At 72.1% G+C, this 21,050-nt stretch carries 16 protein-coding genes and 1 pseudogene; 8 read left to right on the forward strand and 9 right to left on the reverse strand.

Annotated features, from left to right (window positions below):
- Positions 1 to 8: 8 nt before the first annotated feature.
- The 3 genes from thpR to PZE19_RS16155 all read left to right on the forward strand — a co-directional run bounded on the left by thpR (position 9) and on the right by PZE19_RS16155 (position 3,773).
- Entirely contained in the window at positions 9 to 620 is a 612-nt protein-coding gene (gene thpR, locus PZE19_RS16145) for an RNA 2',3'-cyclic phosphodiesterase (RefSeq protein ID WP_277861667.1), read from the forward strand.
- A gap of 71 nt (positions 621 to 691) precedes the next feature.
- A complete protein-coding gene (recA, locus tag PZE19_RS16150; protein ID WP_277861668.1) occupies positions 692 to 1,792 on the forward strand; it encodes a recombinase RecA in 1,101 nt (366 codons plus the stop codon).
- 430 nt (positions 1,793 to 2,222) lie between these two features.
- The gene (locus PZE19_RS16155) at positions 2,223 to 3,773 is read left to right on the forward strand and encodes an arylsulfatase (protein ID WP_277861669.1); all 1,551 of its coding nucleotides are present in this window, start codon (positions 2,223 to 2,225) and stop codon (positions 3,771 to 3,773) included.
- A 291-nt stretch (positions 3,774 to 4,064) separates the two neighbouring features.
- On the opposite strand, the gene PZE19_RS16160 is transcribed toward PZE19_RS16155, so the two are convergent.
- The 3 genes from PZE19_RS16160 to PZE19_RS16170 all read right to left on the reverse strand — a co-directional run bounded on the left by PZE19_RS16160 (position 4,065) and on the right by PZE19_RS16170 (position 7,635).
- Positions 4,065 to 5,393, reverse strand: coding sequence for a hypothetical protein (locus PZE19_RS16160; protein ID WP_277861670.1), 1,329 nt, complete (start codon positions 5,391 to 5,393; stop codon positions 4,065 to 4,067).
- Between the two features lie 167 nt (positions 5,394 to 5,560).
- The gene (gene aroC, locus PZE19_RS16165) at positions 5,561 to 6,715 is read right to left on the reverse strand and encodes a chorismate synthase (RefSeq protein WP_277861671.1); all 1,155 of its coding nucleotides are present in this window, start codon (positions 6,713 to 6,715) and stop codon (positions 5,561 to 5,563) included.
- A gap of 32 nt (positions 6,716 to 6,747) precedes the next feature.
- Entirely contained in the window at positions 6,748 to 7,635 is an 888-nt protein-coding gene (locus PZE19_RS16170) for a phosphoribosylaminoimidazolesuccinocarboxamide synthase (protein WP_277861672.1), read from the reverse strand.
- Positions 7,636 to 7,827: 192 nt separating this feature from the next.
- On the opposite strand from PZE19_RS16170, the gene PZE19_RS16175 reads away from it, so the two are divergent.
- The 5 genes from PZE19_RS16175 to PZE19_RS16195 all read left to right on the forward strand — a co-directional run bounded on the left by PZE19_RS16175 (position 7,828) and on the right by PZE19_RS16195 (position 15,115).
- Positions 7,828 to 8,403, forward strand: a complete 576-nt coding sequence (locus tag PZE19_RS16175; RefSeq protein WP_277861673.1) for an RNA polymerase sigma factor — start codon at positions 7,828 to 7,830, stop codon at positions 8,401 to 8,403.
- 313 nt (positions 8,404 to 8,716) lie between these two features.
- Positions 8,717 to 11,299 carry a protein kinase domain-containing protein gene (locus PZE19_RS16180; RefSeq protein WP_277861674.1) on the forward strand — a complete coding sequence of 861 codons (2,583 nt, stop codon included), beginning with the start codon at positions 8,717 to 8,719 and terminating at the stop codon, positions 11,297 to 11,299.
- A 141-nt stretch (positions 11,300 to 11,440) separates the two neighbouring features.
- Complete coding sequence (locus PZE19_RS16185; protein WP_438269992.1) at positions 11,441 to 11,899, forward strand: (2Fe-2S)-binding protein; 459 nt, start codon at positions 11,441 to 11,443, stop codon at positions 11,897 to 11,899.
- Between the two features lie 7 nt (positions 11,900 to 11,906).
- Positions 11,907 to 12,896 carry an FAD binding domain-containing protein gene (locus PZE19_RS16190; RefSeq protein ID WP_277861676.1) on the forward strand — a complete coding sequence of 330 codons (990 nt, stop codon included), beginning with the start codon at positions 11,907 to 11,909 and terminating at the stop codon, positions 12,894 to 12,896.
- A complete protein-coding gene (locus tag PZE19_RS16195) occupies positions 12,893 to 15,115 on the forward strand; it encodes a xanthine dehydrogenase family protein molybdopterin-binding subunit (protein WP_277861677.1) in 2,223 nt (740 codons plus the stop codon). Before PZE19_RS16190 ends, PZE19_RS16195 begins: the two co-directional genes overlap by 4 nt.
- Here PZE19_RS16195 and PZE19_RS16200 read toward each other — a convergent pair.
- The 6 genes and pseudogenes from PZE19_RS16200 to PZE19_RS16220 all read right to left on the reverse strand — a co-directional run bounded on the left by PZE19_RS16200 (position 15,093) and on the right by PZE19_RS16220 (position 20,915).
- Entirely contained in the window at positions 15,093 to 16,073 is a 981-nt protein-coding gene (locus tag PZE19_RS16200; RefSeq protein ID WP_368411364.1) for an MBL fold metallo-hydrolase, read from the reverse strand. The genes PZE19_RS16195 and PZE19_RS16200 overlap by 23 nt on opposite strands.
- A 99-nt stretch (positions 16,074 to 16,172) precedes the next feature.
- Positions 16,173 to 16,586: pseudogene (locus PZE19_RS32995) on the reverse strand (SRPBCC family protein); the annotation flags it as partial.
- 30 nt (positions 16,587 to 16,616) lie between these two features.
- Complete coding sequence (locus PZE19_RS16205) at positions 16,617 to 17,684, reverse strand: catalase family protein (RefSeq protein WP_277861679.1); 1,068 nt, start codon at positions 17,682 to 17,684, stop codon at positions 16,617 to 16,619.
- 126 nt (positions 17,685 to 17,810) lie between these two features.
- Positions 17,811 to 18,503, reverse strand: coding sequence for a DVUA0089 family protein (locus PZE19_RS16210; protein ID WP_277861680.1), 693 nt, complete (start codon positions 18,501 to 18,503; stop codon positions 17,811 to 17,813).
- A gap of 68 nt (positions 18,504 to 18,571) precedes the next feature.
- Positions 18,572 to 19,132 (reverse strand): HEAT repeat domain-containing protein, encoded by a 561-nt coding sequence (locus PZE19_RS16215; RefSeq protein ID WP_277861681.1) that lies wholly within the window; start codon positions 19,130 to 19,132, stop codon positions 18,572 to 18,574.
- A 19-nt stretch (positions 19,133 to 19,151) separates the two neighbouring features.
- The gene (locus PZE19_RS16220; protein ID WP_277861682.1) at positions 19,152 to 20,915 is read right to left on the reverse strand and encodes a hypothetical protein; all 1,764 of its coding nucleotides are present in this window, start codon (positions 20,913 to 20,915) and stop codon (positions 19,152 to 19,154) included.
- Positions 20,916 to 21,050: the final 135 nt, after the last annotated feature.

A 21,050-nucleotide genomic window follows, 5' to 3' on the forward strand; every position in this document is an offset into this window, starting at 1 on the left:
ACGACGCGATGGCCCAGACGACCCGGACGTTCCTCGCCATCGACGTGCCCTCGGCGGTCGCCGACCGGATGAGCAAGCTTCAGAGGAAGCTCGCGCCCCTCGCCCCCGGGTTCAACTGGGTCGACGCGACGCCGTTCCACATGACGCTCGCCTTCCTCGGCGACGTCCCCTTCCCCGAGCTGAACGAGGTCTGCGAGGCCGCCGCCAAGGCCGCCCGCGGCTCGCGGCGTTTCGAGGTGCAGATCGCCGGCCTGGGCGCGTTCCCCCGGCCCGACCGCCCCCGCGTGGCCTGGGCGGGGTTCGCCGGCCCCGGCCTCGAACCGCTCGCCGCGCTGCAGAAGGCCGTCGTCGCCAACCTGCGGCGGATCGGCCGCCAGCCCGAGGACACGCGGTTCACCCCCCACGTCACCCTCGGCCGCCTCAAGGCCGGCCGCGGCAAGGCCCCCGCGGCCGCCCCGGACCTCACCGCGCTGATCGAGCAGCACCGCGAATGGACCGCCGGCGCGTTCACCGTCGGCGAGGTCGTCGCCTACTCCTCCACCCTGACCCCCGAGGGCCCCACCTACGCCGCCCTCGCCCGCGCCCCCCTGGCCTCCGCAAAGGCCCGGACGGATACTTGACCAATGCGCCCGGCCGTGCTACAGTAGTGATCGGGTGTACAGAACTCAGGCGAGCATGAAGGAGCCGCGTCGTGGCGAAGCGACAGGTTGCAACCGAAACGAAGGCGGCGCCCATATCCGCCGAGACGAAGGCCCTGAACACGACGATCAGCCAGATCGAGAAGACGTTCGGCGCCGGCTCGATCATGAAGCTCGGCGAGGGGAGCCACCTCGAGGTCGAGGGGATCTCCACGGGGGCCCTGTCGCTCGACCTGGCGCTGGGGGGCAAGGGCCTGCCGCGGGGCCGGATCATCGAGCTGTTCGGGCCCGAGTCCAGCGGCAAGACGACGATCGCGCTGCAGGCGATCGCCAACGCCCAGAAGATGGGCGGCGTGGCCGCGTTCATCGACGCCGAGCACGCGCTCGACCCCTCGTGGTGCAAGCGGATCGGCGTCGACATCGAGTCGCTGCTGGTCAGCCAGCCCGGGAGCGCCGAGGAGGCCCTCCAGATCGCCGAGATGCTCGTGCTGTCGAACGCGGTGGACATCGTGGTCGTCGACTCGGTCGCCGCCCTGGTCCCGAAGGCCGAGATCGAGGGCGAGATCGGCGACAGCCACGTCGGCCTGCAGGCCCGGCTGATGAGCCAGGCCCTGCGCAAGCTGACGGGCGGCGTGTCGCGGTCGAAGTGCGTGCTGGTCTTCATCAACCAGATCCGCGAGAAGATCGGCGTGATGTTCGGCAGCCCCGAGACCACCCCCGGCGGCCGCGCCCTGAAGTTCTACAGCTCGTGCCGCGTCGACGTCCGCCGCATCGGGCCGGTCAAGGACGGCGAGGAGATCACCGGCTCGCGGGTGAAGGTCAAGATCGTCAAGAACAAGGTCGCCCCGCCGTTCCGGACGTGCGAGTTCGACATGATGTACACCAGCGGCATCTCGCGCGAGGGCGACGTCCTCGACATGGCGCTGGCCGACAAGCTCGTCGAGAAGTCGGGATCCTGGTTCAACTACGGCGACCTGCGCCTGGGCCAGGGCCGCGAGAAGGTCAAGGACTACCTCCGCGAGAACGTCGCCCTCGCCGACGAGATCGCCGCCAAGGTCATGGCCAGCCGCATGGGCGCCCTCGCCGCCAAGTCCGGCAACGGCCCGGTCGCCCACCACGACGATGACGACGACGAGCCGCCGGACGAGGATTGAACCACCCCACCGTAATGTCCTTCCCCCCTTTCGCGGGGGCAGGTGGCCTGAAGGGCCGGATGAGGGGGAGACGCGCCGCGAGGCCGTCGCCCCGTCAGCCCGGTCCTCTCGCCTTTTCCCGCCGGGAGTCCGCAGCGTGACGTCGCTCCCCTTCTCCGACCCGTCTGGACGACGGCCTTCCCCCCTCGCGGGGGAAGGTGGCCCGAAGGGCCGGATGAGGGGGAGACGAGCACGGAAGCCGGCGGCTCCACGTGACGCGGGGTTTCGCTTTCCGACGACCCCTCTGCAGGGCACCCCCTCATCCGACCCCTGCGGGGTCTGCCTTCCCCCGCGAGGGAGGAAGGCCGTCGGGCTTCGAATCCTGATCGCCTTCGCGGCGACTCTCCTGGCCGCGCCCGCCCGCGCCGAGGATCCTCGCCCGAACGTCGTCATGATCGTGCTCGACGACCTGGGGTTCAGCGACCTCGGCTGTTACGGCGGCGAGATCCGCACGCCCAACATCGACCGCCTCGCGGCCGACGGCCTCCGGTTCACGCGGTTCTACAACGCGTCGCGCTGCTGCCCGACGCGGGCTTCGCTGCTGACGGGGCTTTATCCGCACCAGGTCGGGCTGGCCCGCAACGGCCGCGACCTGACTCGCGACGGGGCCACGATCGCCGAGCTGCTCCACGCTGCCGGCTACCAGACGGCGATGGCGGGCAAGTGGCACCTCTCGGAGACGGCCCCGCTCGGGGGCCGGGCCGACGGCCGCGAGCACCTCGCCTGGCTCAACCACCAGGCGGATTTCGACCGGCCCTTCGCCGACGTCCGCTCCTACCCGATCCACCGGGGCTTCGAGCGGCATTACGGGACGATCTGGGGCGTGTCGAACTACTTCGACCCCTTCTCGCTGGTCGACGGCGCCGAGCCGGTCCGGGCCGTGCCCGACGGATTTTACCTGACCGACGCGATCACCGCGAAATCGGTCGAGTACATCCAGGCGATGGCGCACGACGACCGGCCGTTCTTCCTCTACGTCGCCCACTGCGCCCCCCACTGGCCCCTGCACGCCCGTCCCGAGGACGTCGACCGCTACCGCGAGACCTACCGCGGCGGCTGGCGGGCGCTCCGCGAGTCGCGCTATCGCCGGCAGGTCGCGATGGGCCTGTTCGACGCCGCGACGCACCCCCTTCCGCCGCTGAGCGGAAGCGGCCCGGATTGGGACGCCCTCGACGACGGCCGGCGCGAGCACGAGTCGTCGTTGATGGCGGTCCACGCCGCGATGGTCGACCGGGTCGACCAGGGCGTCGGGTCCATCCTCAAGGCGCTCGAAGCCGCCGGCCGTTCCGAGGACACGATCGTCGTGGTGCTCGCCGACAACGGGGCCTCCCCCGAGCGCTATCTCGACCCCGGCTTCGACCGCGCCTCGCAGACCCGCGACGGCCGGCCCATCCAGTACGCCGGCCGCTTCGAGCCCGGGCCCGAGACCACCTGGGGCTACATCGGGGCCCCCTGGGCCAGCGCGTTGAACACGCCCTACCGCTACTGGAAGGCCGATTCCTTCGAAGGCGGCTGCCACACGCCGATGATCGTGCACTGGCCGCGCGGTCTGAAGGCCCCTCACGGGACGACCACCGCACAGGTCGGCCACGTGATCGACCTGATGCCGACCTGCCTGGAGCTTGCCGGGGTGGCTTATCCGAACCAGTTCGACGGCCACGACCTCAAGCCGCTCGAAGGCGAGAGCCTGGCGCCGGCCCTCCGCGGCCGACCGCGCGAGGGCCCGCGGACGCTCTTCTTCGAGCACGAAGGCGCGCGGGCCGTTCTGGCCGGCGACTGGAAATCGGTGGCCCTTCCCCGCGGGGAGTGGGAGCTTTACCACGTCGCCGACGACGCCACCGAGACCCGCGACCTGGCCCTCCGCGAGCCCCGGCGCGTCGCGGAACTCGCCCGGATGTGGCGGGCCTGGGCCGAGCGCGTCGGCGCGGTCGATCGACCCTGAACGGGGTCTCCTCGCGATTCCTCGTCTGCAAACGGCATTCGCAGCCCATCCTTTCAGATAGGCTTCAGTGGCCGCGGTTTCTGGAGGATGGTCGAAGTGACGCTCAAACGCCTCAAATTCATAAGCGAAATGCGACGAGCGAACCCAATCATCGCTGAGGATTGTCGGACTCAAGATATTTGATGACAGGGTTTAACGTCGAGATCGCCGGTTCGCCCGGCTGGCGAGCGGACCCGATAGCGAAGCCGAAGGGAAGCCGATTTTTCGGTTCGTCTGGAAGTCGGCCCCGGCTTAGTTCGCCCCCATCGTCCGGGTCGGCCGGGCGGCGATGTTGGGCGCGACCGGCAGGCACAGGAGGACCCGAGACTCGGTCGTGAGCGGGACCATGGTGCCGGGGCTGGCGGTCGCCGGGACGAGGGCCTTGATCAGGCCGTGGACGCTGGAGGCGCCTTCGGGGGCGTGGATCAGCGCGTTGGAGCCGGCGGCCAGCACGGCGTCGGGGGCGTGCTCGTTGCCGAGGGCCCCGGCGAGGTGGATCTCGCCGTCGGCCCGCATGTCGAAGGCCAGTCCCAGCGACCCGAACTCGACCTCGGGCTTGCGGGGGTCGATCCGGGCGTGCCGCGAGGGGGGCCGGAACCTCATCTCGCGGCCGAGGGCGGCCAGCAGGTCGAGGCCCACGCTGCCGGGGCCGGCCGTGAGCCTCCCCTTGGCCTCGATCCAGCCCGGCCCCTGCCCCGGCCGGTCGCCCCATCGGGCCTTCTCGACGGCGACCCGGGCCGAGCCCGCCAGCCGGTGGCTGGGGAACCGGCGGGCGACGAGCGCGGCGAGGTCGACGTCGTGCAGGTCGCCGGCGAACTCGCCCTCCCAGGCCCGGCCGCCCGACTGGCGGAGCGTCAGCCGGCCGTCGACGCGGGCGGACTCGCCGATCCAGTCGGTGGCGTCGAAGAAGACGTCGAGCACCCGGCCCGGCAGCGGCAGGCCCTCCAGCGTCTTGAGCGCCAGCGTCGTCTGGACCGGGTCGACGCGGCGGTCGCGGCTCAGCGTCAGCTCGCAGCGCGGCTTCGAGCCCGGCTCGACGAGCTTGTACGCCACCCGCAAGGTCGGCCCGGAGGCCTCGGCGGTCAGGGTCGCGGCGACGTCCTGGGCCTGGAAGGCCAGGCCTTCGCCGAGGTCCACCCTGCAGGCCGGCGCGGTGATCTCGACCCGATCGTAGGGGACCTCGCCCGAGCGCTGGAGGAACGCGCCGACCTGGGTCATGGCCAGGCCCGGGCTCTCGCCCCGCAGCGCCAGCTCGTCGGCGTGGACGACCAGGTCGCGGCCCGACGCGACCAGCCGGAGCGACCCGGCGCGGGCGATCTCGGCCAGGCCCTTGCCGCGCGGCTCTTCCTGGCGGAGGACGATCCCCCGGTAGAGGATCTCGCCGGGGCGCGGGTAGAGGACGGCGTCGAGCGTGACCTGGAGGCCGAGCCGCCGGCCGAGCGTGATCTCGACGTCCCGGACGTGCCCGGGGCGGTTGATCCGCCAGGCGTGGAACGCCGTGAAGCCCGTCGGCAGGACCGTCAGGGCCACCAGGGCCGCCGTCGCCAGCCCCTGGCGGGCCGGGCGCGAAAGGGGGAACATCCGTGCCTCCCTCGAATCGAACGAACGAACGCCATGCGCGGAAGCGGGCCGCAGGCGTCCGGGATCCTCCGGGCGGCCGACGGCGGCGCGATACCTACGTTCTATCGCCCGGTCCGGCCGCGGGAATCCAGCCGGCCCGGGGCCCGTCGGCGGCGCGGGTTCGGGTTTTACGGGCGCTCGGCCCAGTGGTCCAGCTTCTCGCGGTTCAGGGCGTGGACGGCCGCCATCGTCGCCCTCAGCGAGTCGAGGCTGGAGCCGTCGAAGCGTTCGAGCAGGGCGGCGGCGATCTCGAAGCCGACGACGTTCTCGACGATCACGCTGGCCGCCGGCACGGCGCAGACGTCGGAACGTTCGTACGTGGCCGGCGACTCGGCCTTGGTGGCCATGTTGATCGACGGCCCCCGGCTGGCCAGCGTGCTGATCGGCTTCTTCGCCGCGCGGACGACGATCGGCTCGCCGTTGGACGTCCCCCCCTCGATGCCGCCGGCGTTGTTGCTGGGGCGGCGGAAGCCGTAGCGGCGGTCGTCGGCGTCGTGCTCGGGCTCGTAGCGGATCGGGTCCATGACCTTCGAGCCGGGCCGGCGGGCGGCTTCGAAGCCCAGGCCGATCTCAACCCCCTTGATCGCCTGGACGCCCATCACCGCGCAGGCGAGTCGGGCGTCGAGCCGGCGGTCGGGCTGGACGTGGCTCCCCAGGCCGATCGGGCAGCCCGTGACGATCGTCTCGACCACGCCGCCGAGCGTGTCGCCGGCCTCGCGGGCGGCGTCGATGGCCGCGACGATGGCGGCGTCGGCCTCGGGGTTGAGGGTGTAGACCGGGCTGGCGTCGCGGACGGCGACGTCCCGGCTCAACGGCGGCGCGGCGATCCCGCCCAGCTCGGCGACGTAGCCGAAGACGGTGATCCCGACCTCGCGCAGGACCAGCCGGGCGAGCGCGCCGGCGGCCACCCGCACGGCGGTCTCGCGGGCGCTCGCGCGTTCGAGGACCTGGCGGATGCCCGTCTGGTAGCTGATCGAGCCGGCCAGGTCGACGTGCCCCCCGCGCGGGGCGGCGGGCTCGGACAGGCGTTCGAGCTTGGCGTCGTTGTTGATGAGCCGGAGCGTGATCGGCGCGCCGGTGCTGACGCCCTTGAAGGTGCCGGAGTCGATGAAGATCCGGTCGGTCTCCAGCTTCTGCCGCTTGCCGCGGCCGTACCCCCCCTGCCGCCGCTCCAGCTCGCGGTCGATGAACGCCCTGTCGAGCGTCACGCCGGCGGGGATCCCCTCGACGATCGCGGTCAGGGCCGATCCGTGCGATTCACCGGCGGTCAGGGTGCGGAGCATGGGCGGGTCTTTCGAACCTTCTTCGGGGCGCCTCAGCGCCAGGGGAACGGGCGGCCGGTGATCAGCTCGTAGGCCTCGACGTACTTCGATCGGGTGCGGGCGACGACGTCGTCCGGGAGCGCGGGGGGCGGGCTGGACTTGTCCCAGCCGGTCGCCTCGATCCAGTCGCGGACGTACTGCTTGTCGAACGACGGCTGGGGCCCGCCCGGCTCATACGCTTCGAGCGACCAGTACCGCGAGCTGTCGGGCGTCAGCACCTCGTCGATCAGCAGCAGCTCGCCGGACGGCTCGTCGAACCCCCACTCGAACTTGGTGTCGGCCAGGATCAGGCCCTTCCCGCGGGCCTCCCCGGCCGCCTTCTCGTAGACGGCCAGGCTGCGGCCGCGGAGGGTCGCGGCGACGTCGCCGCCGAGGGCGTCGGCCATGTAGTCGAACGAGACGTTCTCGTCGTGGCCGGTCTCGGCCTTGGTGGCGGGGGTGAAGATCGGGTCGATGCGGTCGCTCTCGACCAGCCCCGACGGCAGCCTCACGCCGCAGACCGCGCCCGACTTCCGGTACTCCTTCCAGCCGCTGCCGGACAGGTAGCCGCGGACCACGCACTCGAAGGGGACGACCTTCGCCTTGCGGACGAGCATCGCCCGGCCCCGGAGCGCCTTGCGGGCCGCGTCGTCGAGCGCGATCGGGAAGTCGTCGACGTTCGCGGAGATCAGATGGTTCGGCACGCCCAGCCGCTCGAACCAGTATTCGCTGAGGCTGGAGAGCACCCGCCCCTTGTCGGGGATCGGCGTCGGCAGGACCCAGTCGAACGCGCTGATGCGATCCGAGGCGACCAGCAGCAGCCGGTCCCCCAGGTCGTACACGTCGCGCACCTTCCCCTGCTTCTTCGGCAGGCCGTCCAGGGGCGTTCCCAGGGGGACCAAGTGCGCGAACCTCCACCCGACATCCGTTCATCAACGCAAAGCGACGAAATTACACGAAAAGGTGGCCGGCGGCAAGGGCCCCGGGCGATCGGGCGCCTGCCGCGATGCACCCTCGTCACCATCCGGGCCGGCGTCGTATAACCAGGGAAGGTCGGCGGCGGGACCATGACGATCCGGAGCCGAGTCGCGGCGATGAACGAGACCTCGCACAGCTTGCTCGATCGGCTGCGGAGCCGGCCCGACGACCAGATGTCGTGGAACCGGTTCGCGGGCCTGTACGCGCCCTTGATCCGCAAATGGCTCGTCGGCCAGGGCGCGCCCGACCCGGACGCCGAGGACCTGGCGCAGGAGATCCTCCTGGTCATCTTCCGGGAGCTGCCGGGGTTCGACCACAACGGCCGCAAGGGGGCCTTCCGGAGCTGGGTCCGCTCGGTCACGGTCAACCGCCTGCGGGGCTACTGGCGGGCCAAACGATCCGGGCCGCTCAACGGCCTGGAGGAACGGCTCGCCCTGCTCGAAGACGAGGGAAGCGAGCCCAGCGCGGCCTGGGACCGCGAGCACGACGAGTACATCGCCGCCCAGGTCATGAGGCTGGTCGAGCCCGAGTTCGCCCCCTCCACGTGGCAATCGTTCCGGAGGGTGGTCGTCGAAGACCGGCCGGCGGCGGCCGTCGCCGCAGAACTGGGCCTCACGGTCAACGCCGTCCTGATCGCCAAGTCCCGCGTTTTGCGTCGGCTCCGCGAGGAGGTCCGGGGGCTCGTTTCCTGAAGGAGTCGGCGTCCTCCGACGCCTTTTCCCCCGCGGGGGGAGGCAGACCCCGCAGGGGTCGGATGAGGGCGAGGCCGTGCGAAGCCCCGTCGGATTCCCCCGGCGGATCGGATCTTAGGGCGACGGCCACCGTGCCCGTCTCCCCCTCATCCGGCCCATCGGGCCAGCTTCCCCCGCGAGGGGGGAAGGCCGTCGACTCCGGCTGGGAACGGCCTCTGAAAGGATGCCGCGATCGGCGCACTCACTTGTCGGACGGCGGACGTAAGATCGACACTTCCGGCTCGCCGGCCCTCACCCTGGAGCATCCGGAACCATGACCGACCCCTCGCCGACGGCCGACGATCATCCCGACGGGGAACTGCTCGCCGCCTTCGGGCGGGGGGAGATCGACCCGGTCGACGCCGACCGCGTCGAGCGGCACCTCGACGCCTGCGCCTCGTGCCGTGCGACGCTGGCGGACGGCCCCGCCGACGACCCGCTCGTCGCCTTGCTCCGCGCGTCGGCGCGGACGGGCCCCGCCGAGGGCGAAGGCGAGGCGGCCCCGGTCGCGATCCCCTCGGGCTATGCGCTGGAGGCGGTGATCGGCCGGGGCGGGATGGGGGTCGTCCACCGGGCGCGGCAGGTCGGGCTGGGCCGGCTGGTGGCGCTCAAGCGGATCGCGGCCGGGGCCGACGCCAGCCCCGCCGAGCTGGCCCGCTTCCGGGTCGAGGCCGAGGCCGCCGCCAGCCTCCGCCACCCCAACATCGTGCCGATCCACGACGTGGGGGTGATCGACGGCACCCCCTTCTACGCGATGGAGCTGCTCGAAGGGGGCTCGCTGGCCGATCGCCTGGCGGCCGGCCCGATGCCCGCGCGCGAGGCCGCGGCGCTGACGGCGACGCTGGCGCGGGCGATCGAGCACGCGCACCGGGGCGGCGTGGTGCATCGCGACCTCAAGCCGCCCAACGTCCTCTTCGCCGGCGACGGGACGCCCAAGGTCGCCGATTTCGGACTGGCGAAGCGGCTCGACGCCGCCGCGGTCACCCGCAGCGGGGCGATCATGGGGACGCCGTCGTACATGGCGCCGGAGCAGGCGACGGGCGAGATCGTGGGGGCCCACCCGCCGGTCGACGTCTACGCGCTGGGGGCGATCCTGTTCGAGTGCCTGACGGGCCGGCCGCCGTTCCTGGCGCCCTCGCCGGTCGAGACCCTGGACCTCGTCCGATCGAGCGAACCCCCCTCCCCCGGACGGCTCCAGCCGGGCGTGCCGCGCGACGTGCAGACGATCTGCCTGACCTGCCTGGAGAAGTCGCCCGCTCGACGTTACGCGACGGCGGCCGCCCTGGCCGACGACCTGGACCGCTTCCTCCGCGGCGAGCCGATCCTCGCCCGCCCCGCCGGCCCGGTCGACCGCCTGGTCAAGTGGGCGCGGCGACGGCCCTCGCAGGCGGCGCTCGCGACCCTGGCGATCCTGGCGGCCGCGGGGGCCGTCGCGGGGGCGCTGGTCCACGACAGCCGCCTCCGCGCGGCGCTCGGCCTGGCCGAGGTCGCCGCGAACGAGGCGAAGCGGCAGCGGACGGCCGCCGAGTCGAACTACCGCGACGCCCGCGAGGCCCTCGGCCGCCTGACCGGCGCGTTCTCGGACCCCCGCTTCCGGAACGTGCCGCGCCTGGACGAGCTGCGGCGGGTGCAGCTCGAAGCGGCCCTCGGCTTCTACGACCACGCGCTGGCCCGCGCCGACCCGACCGACCCGGTCGTGCTCCGCGACACCGCCGAGGCCGCCGTCGAGGCCGCCAACCTCCAGATCGTCCTCGGGCGGCGGGCCGACGCCGAGGCCAACCTGCTCCGCGCCCGCCGGCTGCTGACGACGCTCGCCGGCGACGCGTCCGACGACCCGGGGCTGATGCGCTCGCGGATGATCACGCATCTCAAGCTGGGCGTCATGCTGATGGACGGCGAGCCGGCGAGGGCCGTCGCCGAGCTGGAGCAGGGCCTCGCCCTCGCCGAGCGCAGCCCCGACGCCGCGTCTTGGCAGGGCCGGCACGACGTCGCCTGGTGCCTGCACAACCTCGGCTCGGCCTGGCAGCTCGCGGGCCGATCGGAGCTGGCCGATCCCCACCTGGCCCGCGCCGCGACGATCCTCGACGGGCTCCTTCGGGAGCGTCCCGACGATCCCGGCCTGGCGGCGTCCACGGCGCAGACCTACATCAACCTGGGGAACGGCCGCGGCGTCCTGGGGCGTCTCGACCAGGCCGAGGCCGACTTCGAGCGAGCCGGGGACCTGCTCGAACGGGCGACCGCCGAGCAGCCGGAGATCCCCTCGCACGCCGCCGACCTCTGCGACCTGGCGGTCAATCGCGGGAACCTGCTGGCCGGCCTGGGCCGCGTCGACCAGGCGGTCGAGCAGCTCACGGAGGGGCTCCGCCGCATCGCGCCGCTGCTCCAGGAGGAGCCGAAATCGCTGCGGCTGCTCCAGACGCTGCAGAACCTGCACGGCGCCCGCGCCCAGGCGCTGGAGGCCGCCGGCCGCTTCGCCGAGGCGGTCCCCGACTGGGATCGCGTCATCGAGATCCTGCCCGATCGTCCCGGCCGCCTGGGACGCCGCTTCCTCCGGCTGATCGACCTCGCCCGCGCCGGGCTGGCCGTCCGCGTCCGCGACGAGGCGGCCGCGATCCTCGACCATCCCGACGAGCCCCTCAAGCCCGCCGACCGCTACAACGTGGCGTGCGCGCTCTGCCTGGCGACGGCCGCGCCCCTCGACGAGGCCGTTCGGACGAGCATGATCGACACGGCCCTCCGCGAGCTGACGCTCGCCTTCGCCGCCGACCCGTCGCTCCGCGAGGCGGCCAAGGCCGACGCGGACCTGGCCGCCCTGGCGGGACGCGAGGACTTCCGGAAGCTCCTGGAGGCGCGTTAGCGAGCGGGCGTTCGGGCCTGGGATTTGCATGAATCCGACCCGAACGCCTCTTGAGCCCGCGACCCGAAAGGAGGGGACGTGAGTTCTCCCGTCGAGACACCCGCCGCGCGGCGCGCCCAGCCGCCGCCGCCGAAGGTCCGCATCGCCCTGGCGATCAACGGCGTCCCCAGGCGGCTCGAAGTCGCGCCCTGGACGTCGCTGCTCGACCTCTTGCGCGAGCACCTGGACCTGACCGGAACGAAGAAGGGCTGCGACCACGGCCAGTGCGGCGCGTGCACCGTGCTGGTCGACGGCGTCCGCATCAATTCCTGCCTGACGCTGGCCGTGATGAAGGACGGCGCGGAGGTGACCACCATCGAGGGCCTGGCCGAGGGCGACGCCCTGCACCCGGTGCAGCGGGCCTTCGTCGAGCACGACGCCTTCCAGTGCGGCTATTGCACGCCGGGCCAGATCTGCTCGGCCGTCGCCCTGATGGCCGAGGGACGCGCGAAGACCCCGGACGAGATCCGCGAGCTGATGAGCGGCAACATCTGCCGGTGCGGGGCGTACCCGAACATCGTCGCCGCGATCGAGCAGGCCATGGCCGAGCGGGAGGGCTGACGCCGCGATGAAACCCTTCTCCTACGGCCGCGCCGACGACGTGGCGACGGCCCTGCTCGAAGCGGCCGGCCCCGGCGTCAAGTTCGTCGCCGGCGGCACCAACCTGCTGGATCTGATGAAGGCCGACGTCGAACGGCCCGACCGGCTCGTCGACGTCAATCGCCTCGACCTGCGGGCGATCGTCGACCTCGACGGCGGCGGCCTGCGGCTCGGCGCGCTGGCGACCAATTCGCAGGTCGCGTACGACGAGCGTGTGGAGCGGCGCCACCCCCTGCTCTCCCGGGCGATCCTCGCCGGGGCCTCGCCCCAGCTCCGCAACATGGCGACGACCGGCGGCAACCTGCTCCAGCGGACGCGCTGCGCCTACTTCTACGACGTCCAGACCCCCTGCAACAAGCGCGAGCCCGGCACGGGGTGCCCGGCGATCGCCGGCTGGAACCGCTACCACGCGATCCTGGGGACGAGCGAGCACTGCATCGCGGTCCACCCGTCCGACATGTGCGTGGCCCTCGCGGCGCTGGGGGCCGTCGTCCGGGTCGAGGGGCCGAGCGGCGGGCGGGCGATCCCGTTCGAGGACTTCCACCGGCTCCCGGGCGACGCACCGCATCTCGACGCGAACCTGCAGCCGGGCGAGATCATCACGGCGGTGGACCTCCCCGCCGAGGGGTTCGCGGGCCATTTCTCGTATCAGAAGATCCGCGACCGGACGTCGTATGCGTTCGCGCTGGTGTCGGTCGCGGCGGCCCTCCGCATCGAGGGCGGGACGATCGCCGAGGCCCGAATCGCCCTGGGCGGGGTGGCCCACAAGCCCTGGCGAGACCAGGCCGCGGAGGCGCTCCTGAAGGGCGCCCGCGCCGACCGCGACGCGTTCCGCGCGGCGGCCGACGCGATCGTCCGGGACGCCCGGGGACGCGAGCACAACACCTTCAAGATCGAGCTGGCCCGGCGGGTGATCGTCCGGGCGCTGCTCGAAGCGGCCGGGGGGCCGCAGGCATGAGCACCGCCCACGTCGGCAAGCCGATCGACCGCATCGACGGCCGGGCCAAGGTCACCGGGGCGGCCAAGTACGCCGCCGAGTACAACGAGCCCGGGCTCGCCTACGGCTGGATCGTGAACAGCGCCGTGGCCAGGGGGCGGATCGCCGCGATCGACGTGGCGGAGGCGCTCAAGGTCCCGGGCGTGATCCACGTCTTCACGCACGAGAACACGCCCCGCCTGGCCTGGCTCGACCGCAGCTATCGCGACCAGATCGCCCCGCCGGGCTCGCCCTTCCGCCCGCTCTACGACGCCGAGATCCACTTCAGCTCCCAGCCGATCGCCCTGGTCGTCGCCGACTCTTCGGAGGTCGCGCGCTACGCCGCGACGCTCGTCCGGGTCGAGTACGCGGCGACGGGACACGCGACGGAGCTGGACGCGCACCTGGCCGAAGGACGCGCCCCCAAGAAGCGCGGGGGCATCAAGCCGCCTCCGAAGGCCCGGGGCGGTCCCGACGGGGCCCTGGAGAAGGCGGCCGTGAAGGTCGACGTCGCGTACCGGGTCCCGGCCGAGCACCACAACCCGATGGAGATGTTCGCGACGACCGTCCATCACGAGCCGGACGGCAAGCTCGTGGTCTACGACAAGACCCAGGGCGTGCAGAACGTCCACGACTACCTTTGCAACATCTTCGGGTTCGCCGCGGACGACCTGCGAGTGGTCTCGAAGTTCGTCGGGGGCGGGTTCGGCGCGGGCCTGCGGCCGCAGCACCAGGTGTTCCTGGCCGTCCTGGCGGCGCGGGAGCTGAAGCGGTCGGTCCGGGTCGTCCTGACGCGCCCGCAGATGTTCAGCCTCGGCTACCGGCCCGCGACCCGCCAGCGGGTGGCGCTCGGGGCCTCGCCCGAAGGGGTCCTGGAGGCCGTGATCCACGAGGCGTTCCAGGAGACCTCGCGGTTCGAGGACTACAGCGAGATGATCGTCAACTGGACGGGCCTGCTCTATCGCTGCGAGAACGTGCGGCTCGACCACGCGATCGTGCCCCTGGACCTCTTCACGCCGCTCGACATGCGGGCCCCGGGCGCCGTGTGGGGCCTCTTCGCGCTCGAATCGGCGATGGACGAGCTGGCCGTCGCCCTCAAGGTGGATCCGATCGAGCTGCGGCTGAAGAACTACGCCGAGGAGGACGGCAACGAGGACAAGCCGTTCTCCAGCAAGGAGCTTCGGGAGTGCTACCGCCGGGCCGCCGAGCGCTTCGGCTGGGCCGACCGCAATCCCGAGCCGCGCTCCATGCGGAGGGGCTCCACGCTCGTCGGCCGGGGCATGGCGAGCGGCGTCTGGGAGAGCAACCAGCAGAAGGCCGCCGCGAAGGCCGTGCTGACCGTCGACGGCAAGCTCACCATCTCCAGCGCGACCGAGGACATCGGCACGGGGACCTATACGATCATGACCCAGGTCGCCGCCGAGGCCCTCGGCCTGGCGATGGCGGACGTGACCTTCCTGCTCGGCGACTCGACGCTGCCGCAGGCCCCGGTCGAGGGCGGCTCGTTCACGGCCTCGTCGGTCGGCCCGGCCGTGCAGGCGGCCTGCGAAGCGATCCGGGCCGACCTGCTGGGCTACGCCCTGAAGCTCGACGGCTCGCCGCTGGCGGGCGCGAAGATCGACGACGTCGAGTTCGTCGACGGGACGATCCGGCTCCGCGACGCCCCCGCGAAGGCGGTCGCGATCACCGCCGTGCTGCGGGCCGGCGGGGTCGAGGCGATCGAGCGGGAGGCCGCCGTGGGGCCATCGGCGAAGCAGCAACGCTATACGCGTCTGACCCACTCGGCGACCTTCGCCGAGGTCGAAGTGGACGAGGACTTCGGCACGATCCGGGTGACGCGGGTCGTGGTCGCGGTCGCCGGGGCTCGCATCCTCAACCCCAAGACGGCGCGGAGCCAGGTGCTGGGCGGGGTCGTCTGGGGGATCGGCTCGGCGCTCCACGAGGAGAGCGTCCTCGACCACGCCTTCGGCCGCTTCATGACCCACAACCTGGCCGACTATCACGTCCCGGTCAACGCCGACGTCCACGCGATCGACGTGATCTTCGTCGAGGAGCACGACGAGATCGTCAATCCGCTGGGCGTCAAAGGGCTGGGCGAGATCGGCGTGGTCGGCGTGGCGGCGGCGATCGCCAACGCCGTCTTCCACGCCACCGGCCGCCGCGTCCGCAAGCTTCCGATCAAGCTCGACGATCTCTTGTGAGCCGCTGGACGGCCGTCCCCAGGGCGAAGCCGACCGCGAACCCCGCGCCCAGCCGCAAGAGCGGATGCGGGACGTCCCTGGGCACCGAGACGACCCCGGTGGCGTCGGCCCGCGCGGGTCGGCCGACGTAGCGCCCGTAGGTGGGCACGGCGGCGCGGTCGAAGTCGCGAGCCAGGGCCTGGAGGCCGACCCGGAGCACCTCGCCCGAGAGGGGCTCGCCGTGTCCCGTCCCGGCCGTCTCCGGGTCGAGCGCGGCGAGGGCCTCCACCGAGCGGCGGGCGGCTTCCCAGTCGCAGGTGTAGTACTTCGGCGGTCCGTGGATCTCGCGGCGCTGGGCCATCATGGCGAGCGCCGATTCCTGCCTGGTCGTGACGAAGGCGTCGCCGGCGATCAGCGCGCGATCGGCGTCGCGGAAGAACGAGACGTGCCCCGGGGTGTGTCCCGGCGTGGCGACCCAGCGCCAGCCCGGCAGGCCGGGGACGGTCCCGTCCTCGGGAAGCGGATGGACGCGGTCGCCCAGGTCGATCGGCCCGCGGGGGTACAGCCACGAGAGGGTCGCCATCGCCCCGCCGCCGACGGTCGGGTCGGGCGGCGGGTAGGCGGATCGGCCGGTCAGGTAGGGAAGCTCCATCGCGTGGGCGTAGATCGGCGCGTCCCAGCGATCGGCCAGGGTCTCCAGCGCGCCGACGTGGTCGAAGTGGCCGTGCGTCAGGACGATCGCCGCGGGCCGCGCACGCTCGCCGAACCGCCGGGCCGCGGCGTCGGCGATCGAGTCCGCCCAGCCGGGGAGGCCGGCGTCGACCAGGACCCAGTTCCGATCCCCGGCCCCGGGCCGGCCGACGAGGAAGACGTTGACGATCCCCGTCCGCAGGAAGGCCAGGCCCTCCGCGACCGGCCGCGGCCATTCCTGGGGCTCGACGCCCGCTGCATCCGTCGCCGATTCCTGGTGAACGCTCATGCGAAGCCTCCTCGGCCGCTTTTCGGCAAGGTCCGGGAAATCAGGGTCTCCGGCGAGAGAGCCGCAACCGTCGTGCCGCCCTTGAGCCAGGGTCGCGGCCAGGTTCTCCAGGGCCGTCGTCCAGCCGGCCTCGGCGACCGCGTGATCGGCCGGGTCCAGGTCCCGGTGGGTCAGGGTCAGCTCGCAGCCGGCCTCCAGAGGGGCGACGTCGACGCTGATCCGGCTCGTCTCCTGCGAGTACTTCGGGACCCACAGCGTGAAGGCCAGGCTGCGCGGGCGGTCGAGCCGGAAGTACGCGCCGACGTGCTCGACCTCGTCACCCTCGCGACGTTCCACGATTTCGTACGAGCCGCCGACGCGGGCGTCGATCGCCACCTGGACCATCGTCCCGGTCGGGGTCGCGAACAGCCATCGGCCCGCGACGAGGGGGTCCAACCAGGCGTCGAACACCCGCTCGGCGGGCTCTTCGAATCGGCGGACGACGCGGACGGGGGCCGTCGGATCGAGCGGCATGGGCTCCTCCTCTCTCGCGGGATTCCGGGATCAGAGCTTCTCGACGTCGGCGAGCGTCGGCTCGATGCGGGGCTTGTCGTTCAGGCGGTGGCGTTCGGCGGAGACGGCCTGGTAGACCGCGCGGCGGGTCCGGTTGATGCCGCCGAGGGGCTCGTGCTCGGGCAGGGCGTGCCAGGGGGTGAACGAGAGGTGCTCGCAGAAGGTCCGCCGCGACTCGGTGTCGAACTCCTGGCGCGGGATGACGAGCCGGGCGATCGGGATGAACTTCGATCGCTTCTCGTCCCACTCGACGGTCGGATCCTCGACGGGCGTCGACGTCGCGTCGGCCTGGAGCTGGACGGCGAACGTGAAGACCGCCTCGCCGCGATCGAGGGTCGATTTCATCGCCAGGCGCAAGAGGTCCTGCGAGTCCGCTCGGGGCGGCGCCTCGGTGGTCGCGGGGATGGCCGAATACTTGACGGCCCGCGGGCCCAGGCGGTACGGCGTGGTGCTCCAGAACCGCGAGGTCAGCGGGCTGTCCGGCTTCTTGCTGAGGGCTCGCGTGAGCAGGCCGAGCCCCTTGAAGGCCCGGGGGGCGTAGTAGAGCGACAGCAACGCCGCCAGCATCCGGGGCCCCTTGGGAAGCAGGAAGAGCGCGCTGCGGAGCGTCGACGGGACGTCCCCCTTGGCCTTCGCGAACGCCTCGAAGAAGGGGGCGTAGACGACGGCGTCGGGGATGAAGAAGACCGGGTCGTCGATCAGGATGAAGTCGTGGGTCGTCGCGTCCCGCTCCTCAGGGATCAGCTTCACCCCCTCGACGCCCAGGAGCTTGATCGCCATGCCGTGGACGTCGGGCTTGCGGTCGTCGGTCTGGGCGCCGTTCGAGAACCGGACGACGGCCGGGAAGGTCTTCGCCTCGGCGAAGAGGCCGACGCGGCACTCCGGGGGCAGGCCCGAGGGGTCGACGACGAACTCCGCGCGGACCATCCCATGCGCCTTCGGATGCTGGCCGCGGGGGACCGGCTTCGGGCCGCGGTCGAGCATCTTGAGGCTGAGGCCGACCACCTTGCGGATGGCCTCGGCCTCGCCGGCGGGGATCGGTTCGTCCTGGTGATTCACGGGCCGCCGCCTCGAGGAAACGGGATCGCCCCGCCGCGATCGACGTCCCGGCCCGGGGCCGATCCTTTGTAGAGGAAGCGTCGACCGCTTTTCAAGCGAGCCCCGTCGCCCCGGCGGCCTTTTCGCTCAGGCGCGGCCCGACTCGGCCCGACGGCCGCGCCGCGACTTCGCGGCGCCGACGCCGAGCCCCAGCGCGGCGGCGCCGGCCGTCATCGTCAGCGTCGACGGCTCGGGGACGGCCGTGTTGTTGATGAATCGGGCGCCGGTCAGGCTGATCCCGTAGGCGCCGGCCTCGCCCGAGCCGTCGTAGCCGGTCACGGGCGAGGAGCCGCCGGGGCCCACGGGCCCGACGACCTCCTCGGGGAAGAGCGGCTGCAGGAAGATGGACCCGCCGGCGCTCAGCGGATCGATGGGGTAGCTCGTGACGGCCAGGAAGTAGACGCCGGCCGCCAGGGGCGTGAGCGGGTCTCCGGCGGGCAGCAGCGATTGCAGGGTGAAGACGTCGGCGTCGTCGTTGCCGTAGACGCCCAGCCCTGAGGCGTCGAAGAGGAAGAGCTTGGTGTCGACCGACGTCAGGCCCACGGTCGAGGCCGAGAACGTCCCGCCGCCGTCGACGTAGATCGCGTACACGTCGACGTCGAACTCGTCCGCGAGCTGGCCGCTGATCAGGTCGAGGGGGCCCGAGCCGAGCACGTACTGGGCCGTGGAGGGCAATGAGCCCGCGTCGCCGATCTCGACCCACGAGCCCGCCAGGGCCGAGGAAGCCATCGACGTCGCGAAGGCGAGGATTCCAAAGGTGAACACGCGCCGGAACGACATGTTGCGGGTCTCCAGAGGTGATGAAGGGATGATGAGCCGTTTGGTACGTCTTCGTCTCTCGCCCGGCCTCAGTCGGTTCGAGGCCGGGCGGGGGCTTCGAGCTTCTCGATCGCTTCGCGGAGCTTGCGGGCGATGAAAGGCCGCTCCTTGGAGGCGTCGAACGCCTTCAGGGCGTCGAGGGCCTCCGCCCGCCCCGACTCGCCCAGGCCGTCGATCGCCGCCTCGCGGTAGAGCTCGTCCCCGTCGCCCAGGAACGCCGCGGCGATCGCGACGCCCTCCTTCGTCCCGGAACGTCCCAGGCCGATCACGGCGTCGCGGCGGAAGGGCTCGTCGCGATCCTCGACGAGCCTGCGGAGTTGTGGCAGGGCCTTCTCGCCGCCGTGGCTCCCCAGGACGATCACGGCGCGACGACGGAGGAACCGCCGCAGGTCTTCGGTCTCGCCCGGGGGCTCGCGGACGATGGCCGCGAGCCGCCGGACCAGGGCGTCGCGGTCGGCCAGGGCGCCGTCGGGGAGCCCCGCGAACTTCTCGGCCGTCAGGGCCTCGATCAGCTCGTCCCGATCGTCGTCCCGGCGGCCGGCGGCGGCCGCGACGATCCCCAGGACGGACGCGATCAGGATGAGCTTCATCGATGGGTCCTCCTTCGGGTCAGGCGAGCGTCGCGATCCTCCTCGGCGCGAAGGCGGGCTTCCGCCTGACGCCGGCCTCGGCGGGCCAGGTCTCCCAGAAGCCGGGCGGGATCGCGCCCATGCCGACGGTCCGCCGCGACGCCGCCGCGGCGAACAGCGGGGCCGCCGCCCCGGCGCGCGACGTCGTCGCGACGGGCCGCCAGGTCGAGGCCAGCTCCATCGCCCCGGCGGCCTGCTTCGGCTGCGCGAATCCGCTGCCGACGATGGTCGTCCCCTCGCTGCGTAGGATCCGCTTGCCCAGCGGGCCGTCGGCGGGGACCAGCGACGTGTAGATCAGCCGCCGCCTGTCGGTGGAGTGGCCGCCCGAGTCGAACAGGATGTGCAGCAGCTCGTGCGAGACCGACTTGTAGTTCGAGATCCCCGAGATCACGACCGAGCCCGTGAACGGCACGTCCGCCGGGTCCTTGAACGCACCCGAGGGGAAGGCCTCGGCGCTGCTCCCGGCGCTCAGCGACTTGACGAAGTAGACGTTCACGACCTTGGCGGCGTTGTCGCGATTGATCGCCAGCAGCTGCCGCTCCTCGGCGGTCATCCGCAGGGGATTCGTCGTCGGGAACTCGTCCAGGTCGGCCAGCCCGCCGGGGTCGGCGACGCCCGTGACCGCCTTGATCTCCAGGAAGGTGTCGACCGGCGAGAACAGGCGGCTGGCGTCGGCGATCATGCTGCGGACGCCCGCCTCGGTGAAGCCGATGCCGGTCAGGTAGGTCACGTTCAGGACGATCTTCTTCACGTCGGCCGGCTTGCTGACGGGGATCTCCTTCTCGGTCAAGGTCCCGGTCGGATCCTTGTACTTGATCTTGAGCTTGCCGCCCGCCTCGGCCTGGATCGTGACGTCGTTCTCGGTCCCCTCGTTGCCGCCGAAGGCGTCGTCGAGGGCGTCCTGGACCAGGATCAGCGGCTGCGAGGCGAACCGGCCGTCCGCCTGGCGGTTGAGGCGGAGCTTCGGCAGGCTGTCCAGGACCGTCGCGCCGTCGCGGCCGATGCTCTGGATTTCGATCTGATCGACGACGATCTGCGGCGTCCCGATGGACTTGTCGTCGATCACGATGAAGAACCGGTCGTTGTCGAGCTTGTTGAACTTGGCCGTGGGCGTGCCGTCGGCGTTGAGGACCCCGGCCTCGGAGATCAGCGTGGCGACCTTGACGAAGTCGGTCTTCTGCTGCCTGTAGTCCTGGATCTCGATGAGCGGCCCGAGGGTGATGTTGTCGAAGCCGATCTGGTTCGCCGTGCCGCCGAAGTCCACCGACTTGGCCGTCCCCGCGAACTCGACCGTGAGCGGGACGAGCGGGCTGTACACCCCGTTCGGGTCGGGGGCCCCGTTGAACGGCGTGACCGGGAGGACCAGCGTGGCCAGCACGTTCCCCGTGCCGCCGACGCCGTCGTACACCTGGATCGACCCCGGCAGGTTGACGGCGCTGTAATAGAACGAGAAGCCGCGCTCGAACCCGGCGGGGACGTTCATCGTCAGCGCGCCGCCGCCGGTGAGGAAGAACGCCGTGTTGGGCGAGGACGGCTCGCCGCCGAAGTTGCCCGAGCCGCCGGAGTCGGCGTCGGTGAGGGCCAGGGCGTTGCCCGAGAACGTCACCCCGTAGTTCGGGCCGGGGCCGCTGCCGTTCCCGCCCATCCCGCCGTTGTAGTAGTTCGCGATCGGCTCCAGGTCCTGCAGGCCCTCGAACGTGAGGGTGATCGCCAGCAGCTGGCGGTTCTCCAGCAACTCGAGCATCGGCTTCCGCGGGCGGGTCCGACCCCCGCCCCCCCTCCGCGCGCGCAACGACCGTCGTGTGGGCCAGCTCATCGTCGCAGTCTCCGTAGATGTGCCTTGGCTGCGTCAGGGAACGCCGGGCCTTTCGTCCGCGCG

Origin of the sequence: Paludisphaera mucosa, assembly GCF_029589435.1 — a bacterium.
GTDB lineage: Bacteria > Planctomycetota > Planctomycetia > Isosphaerales > Isosphaeraceae > Paludisphaera > Paludisphaera mucosa.

Excerpts from the sequence above, each read along its gene's own strand:
- PZE19_RS16210 (WP_277861680.1), bottom strand. The coding sequence starts at position 18,503 with ATGTCGTTCCGGCGCGTGTTCACCTTTGGAATCCTCGCCTTCGCGACG.
- PZE19_RS16155 (WP_277861669.1), top strand. The coding sequence starts at position 2,223 with ATGATCGTGCTCGACGACCTGGGGTTCAGCGACCTCGGCTGTTACGGC.
- PZE19_RS16195 (WP_277861677.1), top strand. The coding sequence starts at position 12,893 with ATGAGCACCGCCCACGTCGGCAAGCCGATCGACCGCATCGACGGCCGG.
- PZE19_RS16160 (WP_277861670.1), bottom strand. The coding sequence starts at position 5,393 with ATGTTCCCCCTTTCGCGCCCGGCCCGCCAGGGGCTGGCGACGGCGGCC.
- PZE19_RS16220 (WP_277861682.1), bottom strand. The coding sequence starts at position 20,915 with ATGCTCGAGTTGCTGGAGAACCGCCAGCTGCTGGCGATCACCCTCACG.
- aroC (WP_277861671.1), bottom strand. The coding sequence starts at position 6,715 with ATGCTCCGCACCCTGACCGCCGGTGAATCGCACGGATCGGCCCTGACC.
- PZE19_RS16180 (WP_277861674.1), top strand. The coding sequence starts at position 8,717 with ATGACCGACCCCTCGCCGACGGCCGACGATCATCCCGACGGGGAACTG.
- PZE19_RS16215 (WP_277861681.1), bottom strand. The coding sequence starts at position 19,132 with ATGAAGCTCATCCTGATCGCGTCCGTCCTGGGGATCGTCGCGGCCGCC.
- PZE19_RS16190 (WP_277861676.1), top strand. The coding sequence starts at position 11,907 with ATGAAACCCTTCTCCTACGGCCGCGCCGACGACGTGGCGACGGCCCTG.
- PZE19_RS16200 (WP_368411364.1), bottom strand. The coding sequence starts at position 16,073 with ATGAGCGTTCACCAGGAATCGGCGACGGATGCAGCGGGCGTCGAGCCC.
- PZE19_RS16175 (WP_277861673.1), top strand. The coding sequence starts at position 7,828 with ATGAACGAGACCTCGCACAGCTTGCTCGATCGGCTGCGGAGCCGGCCC.
- thpR (WP_277861667.1), top strand. The coding sequence starts at position 9 with ATGGCCCAGACGACCCGGACGTTCCTCGCCATCGACGTGCCCTCGGCG.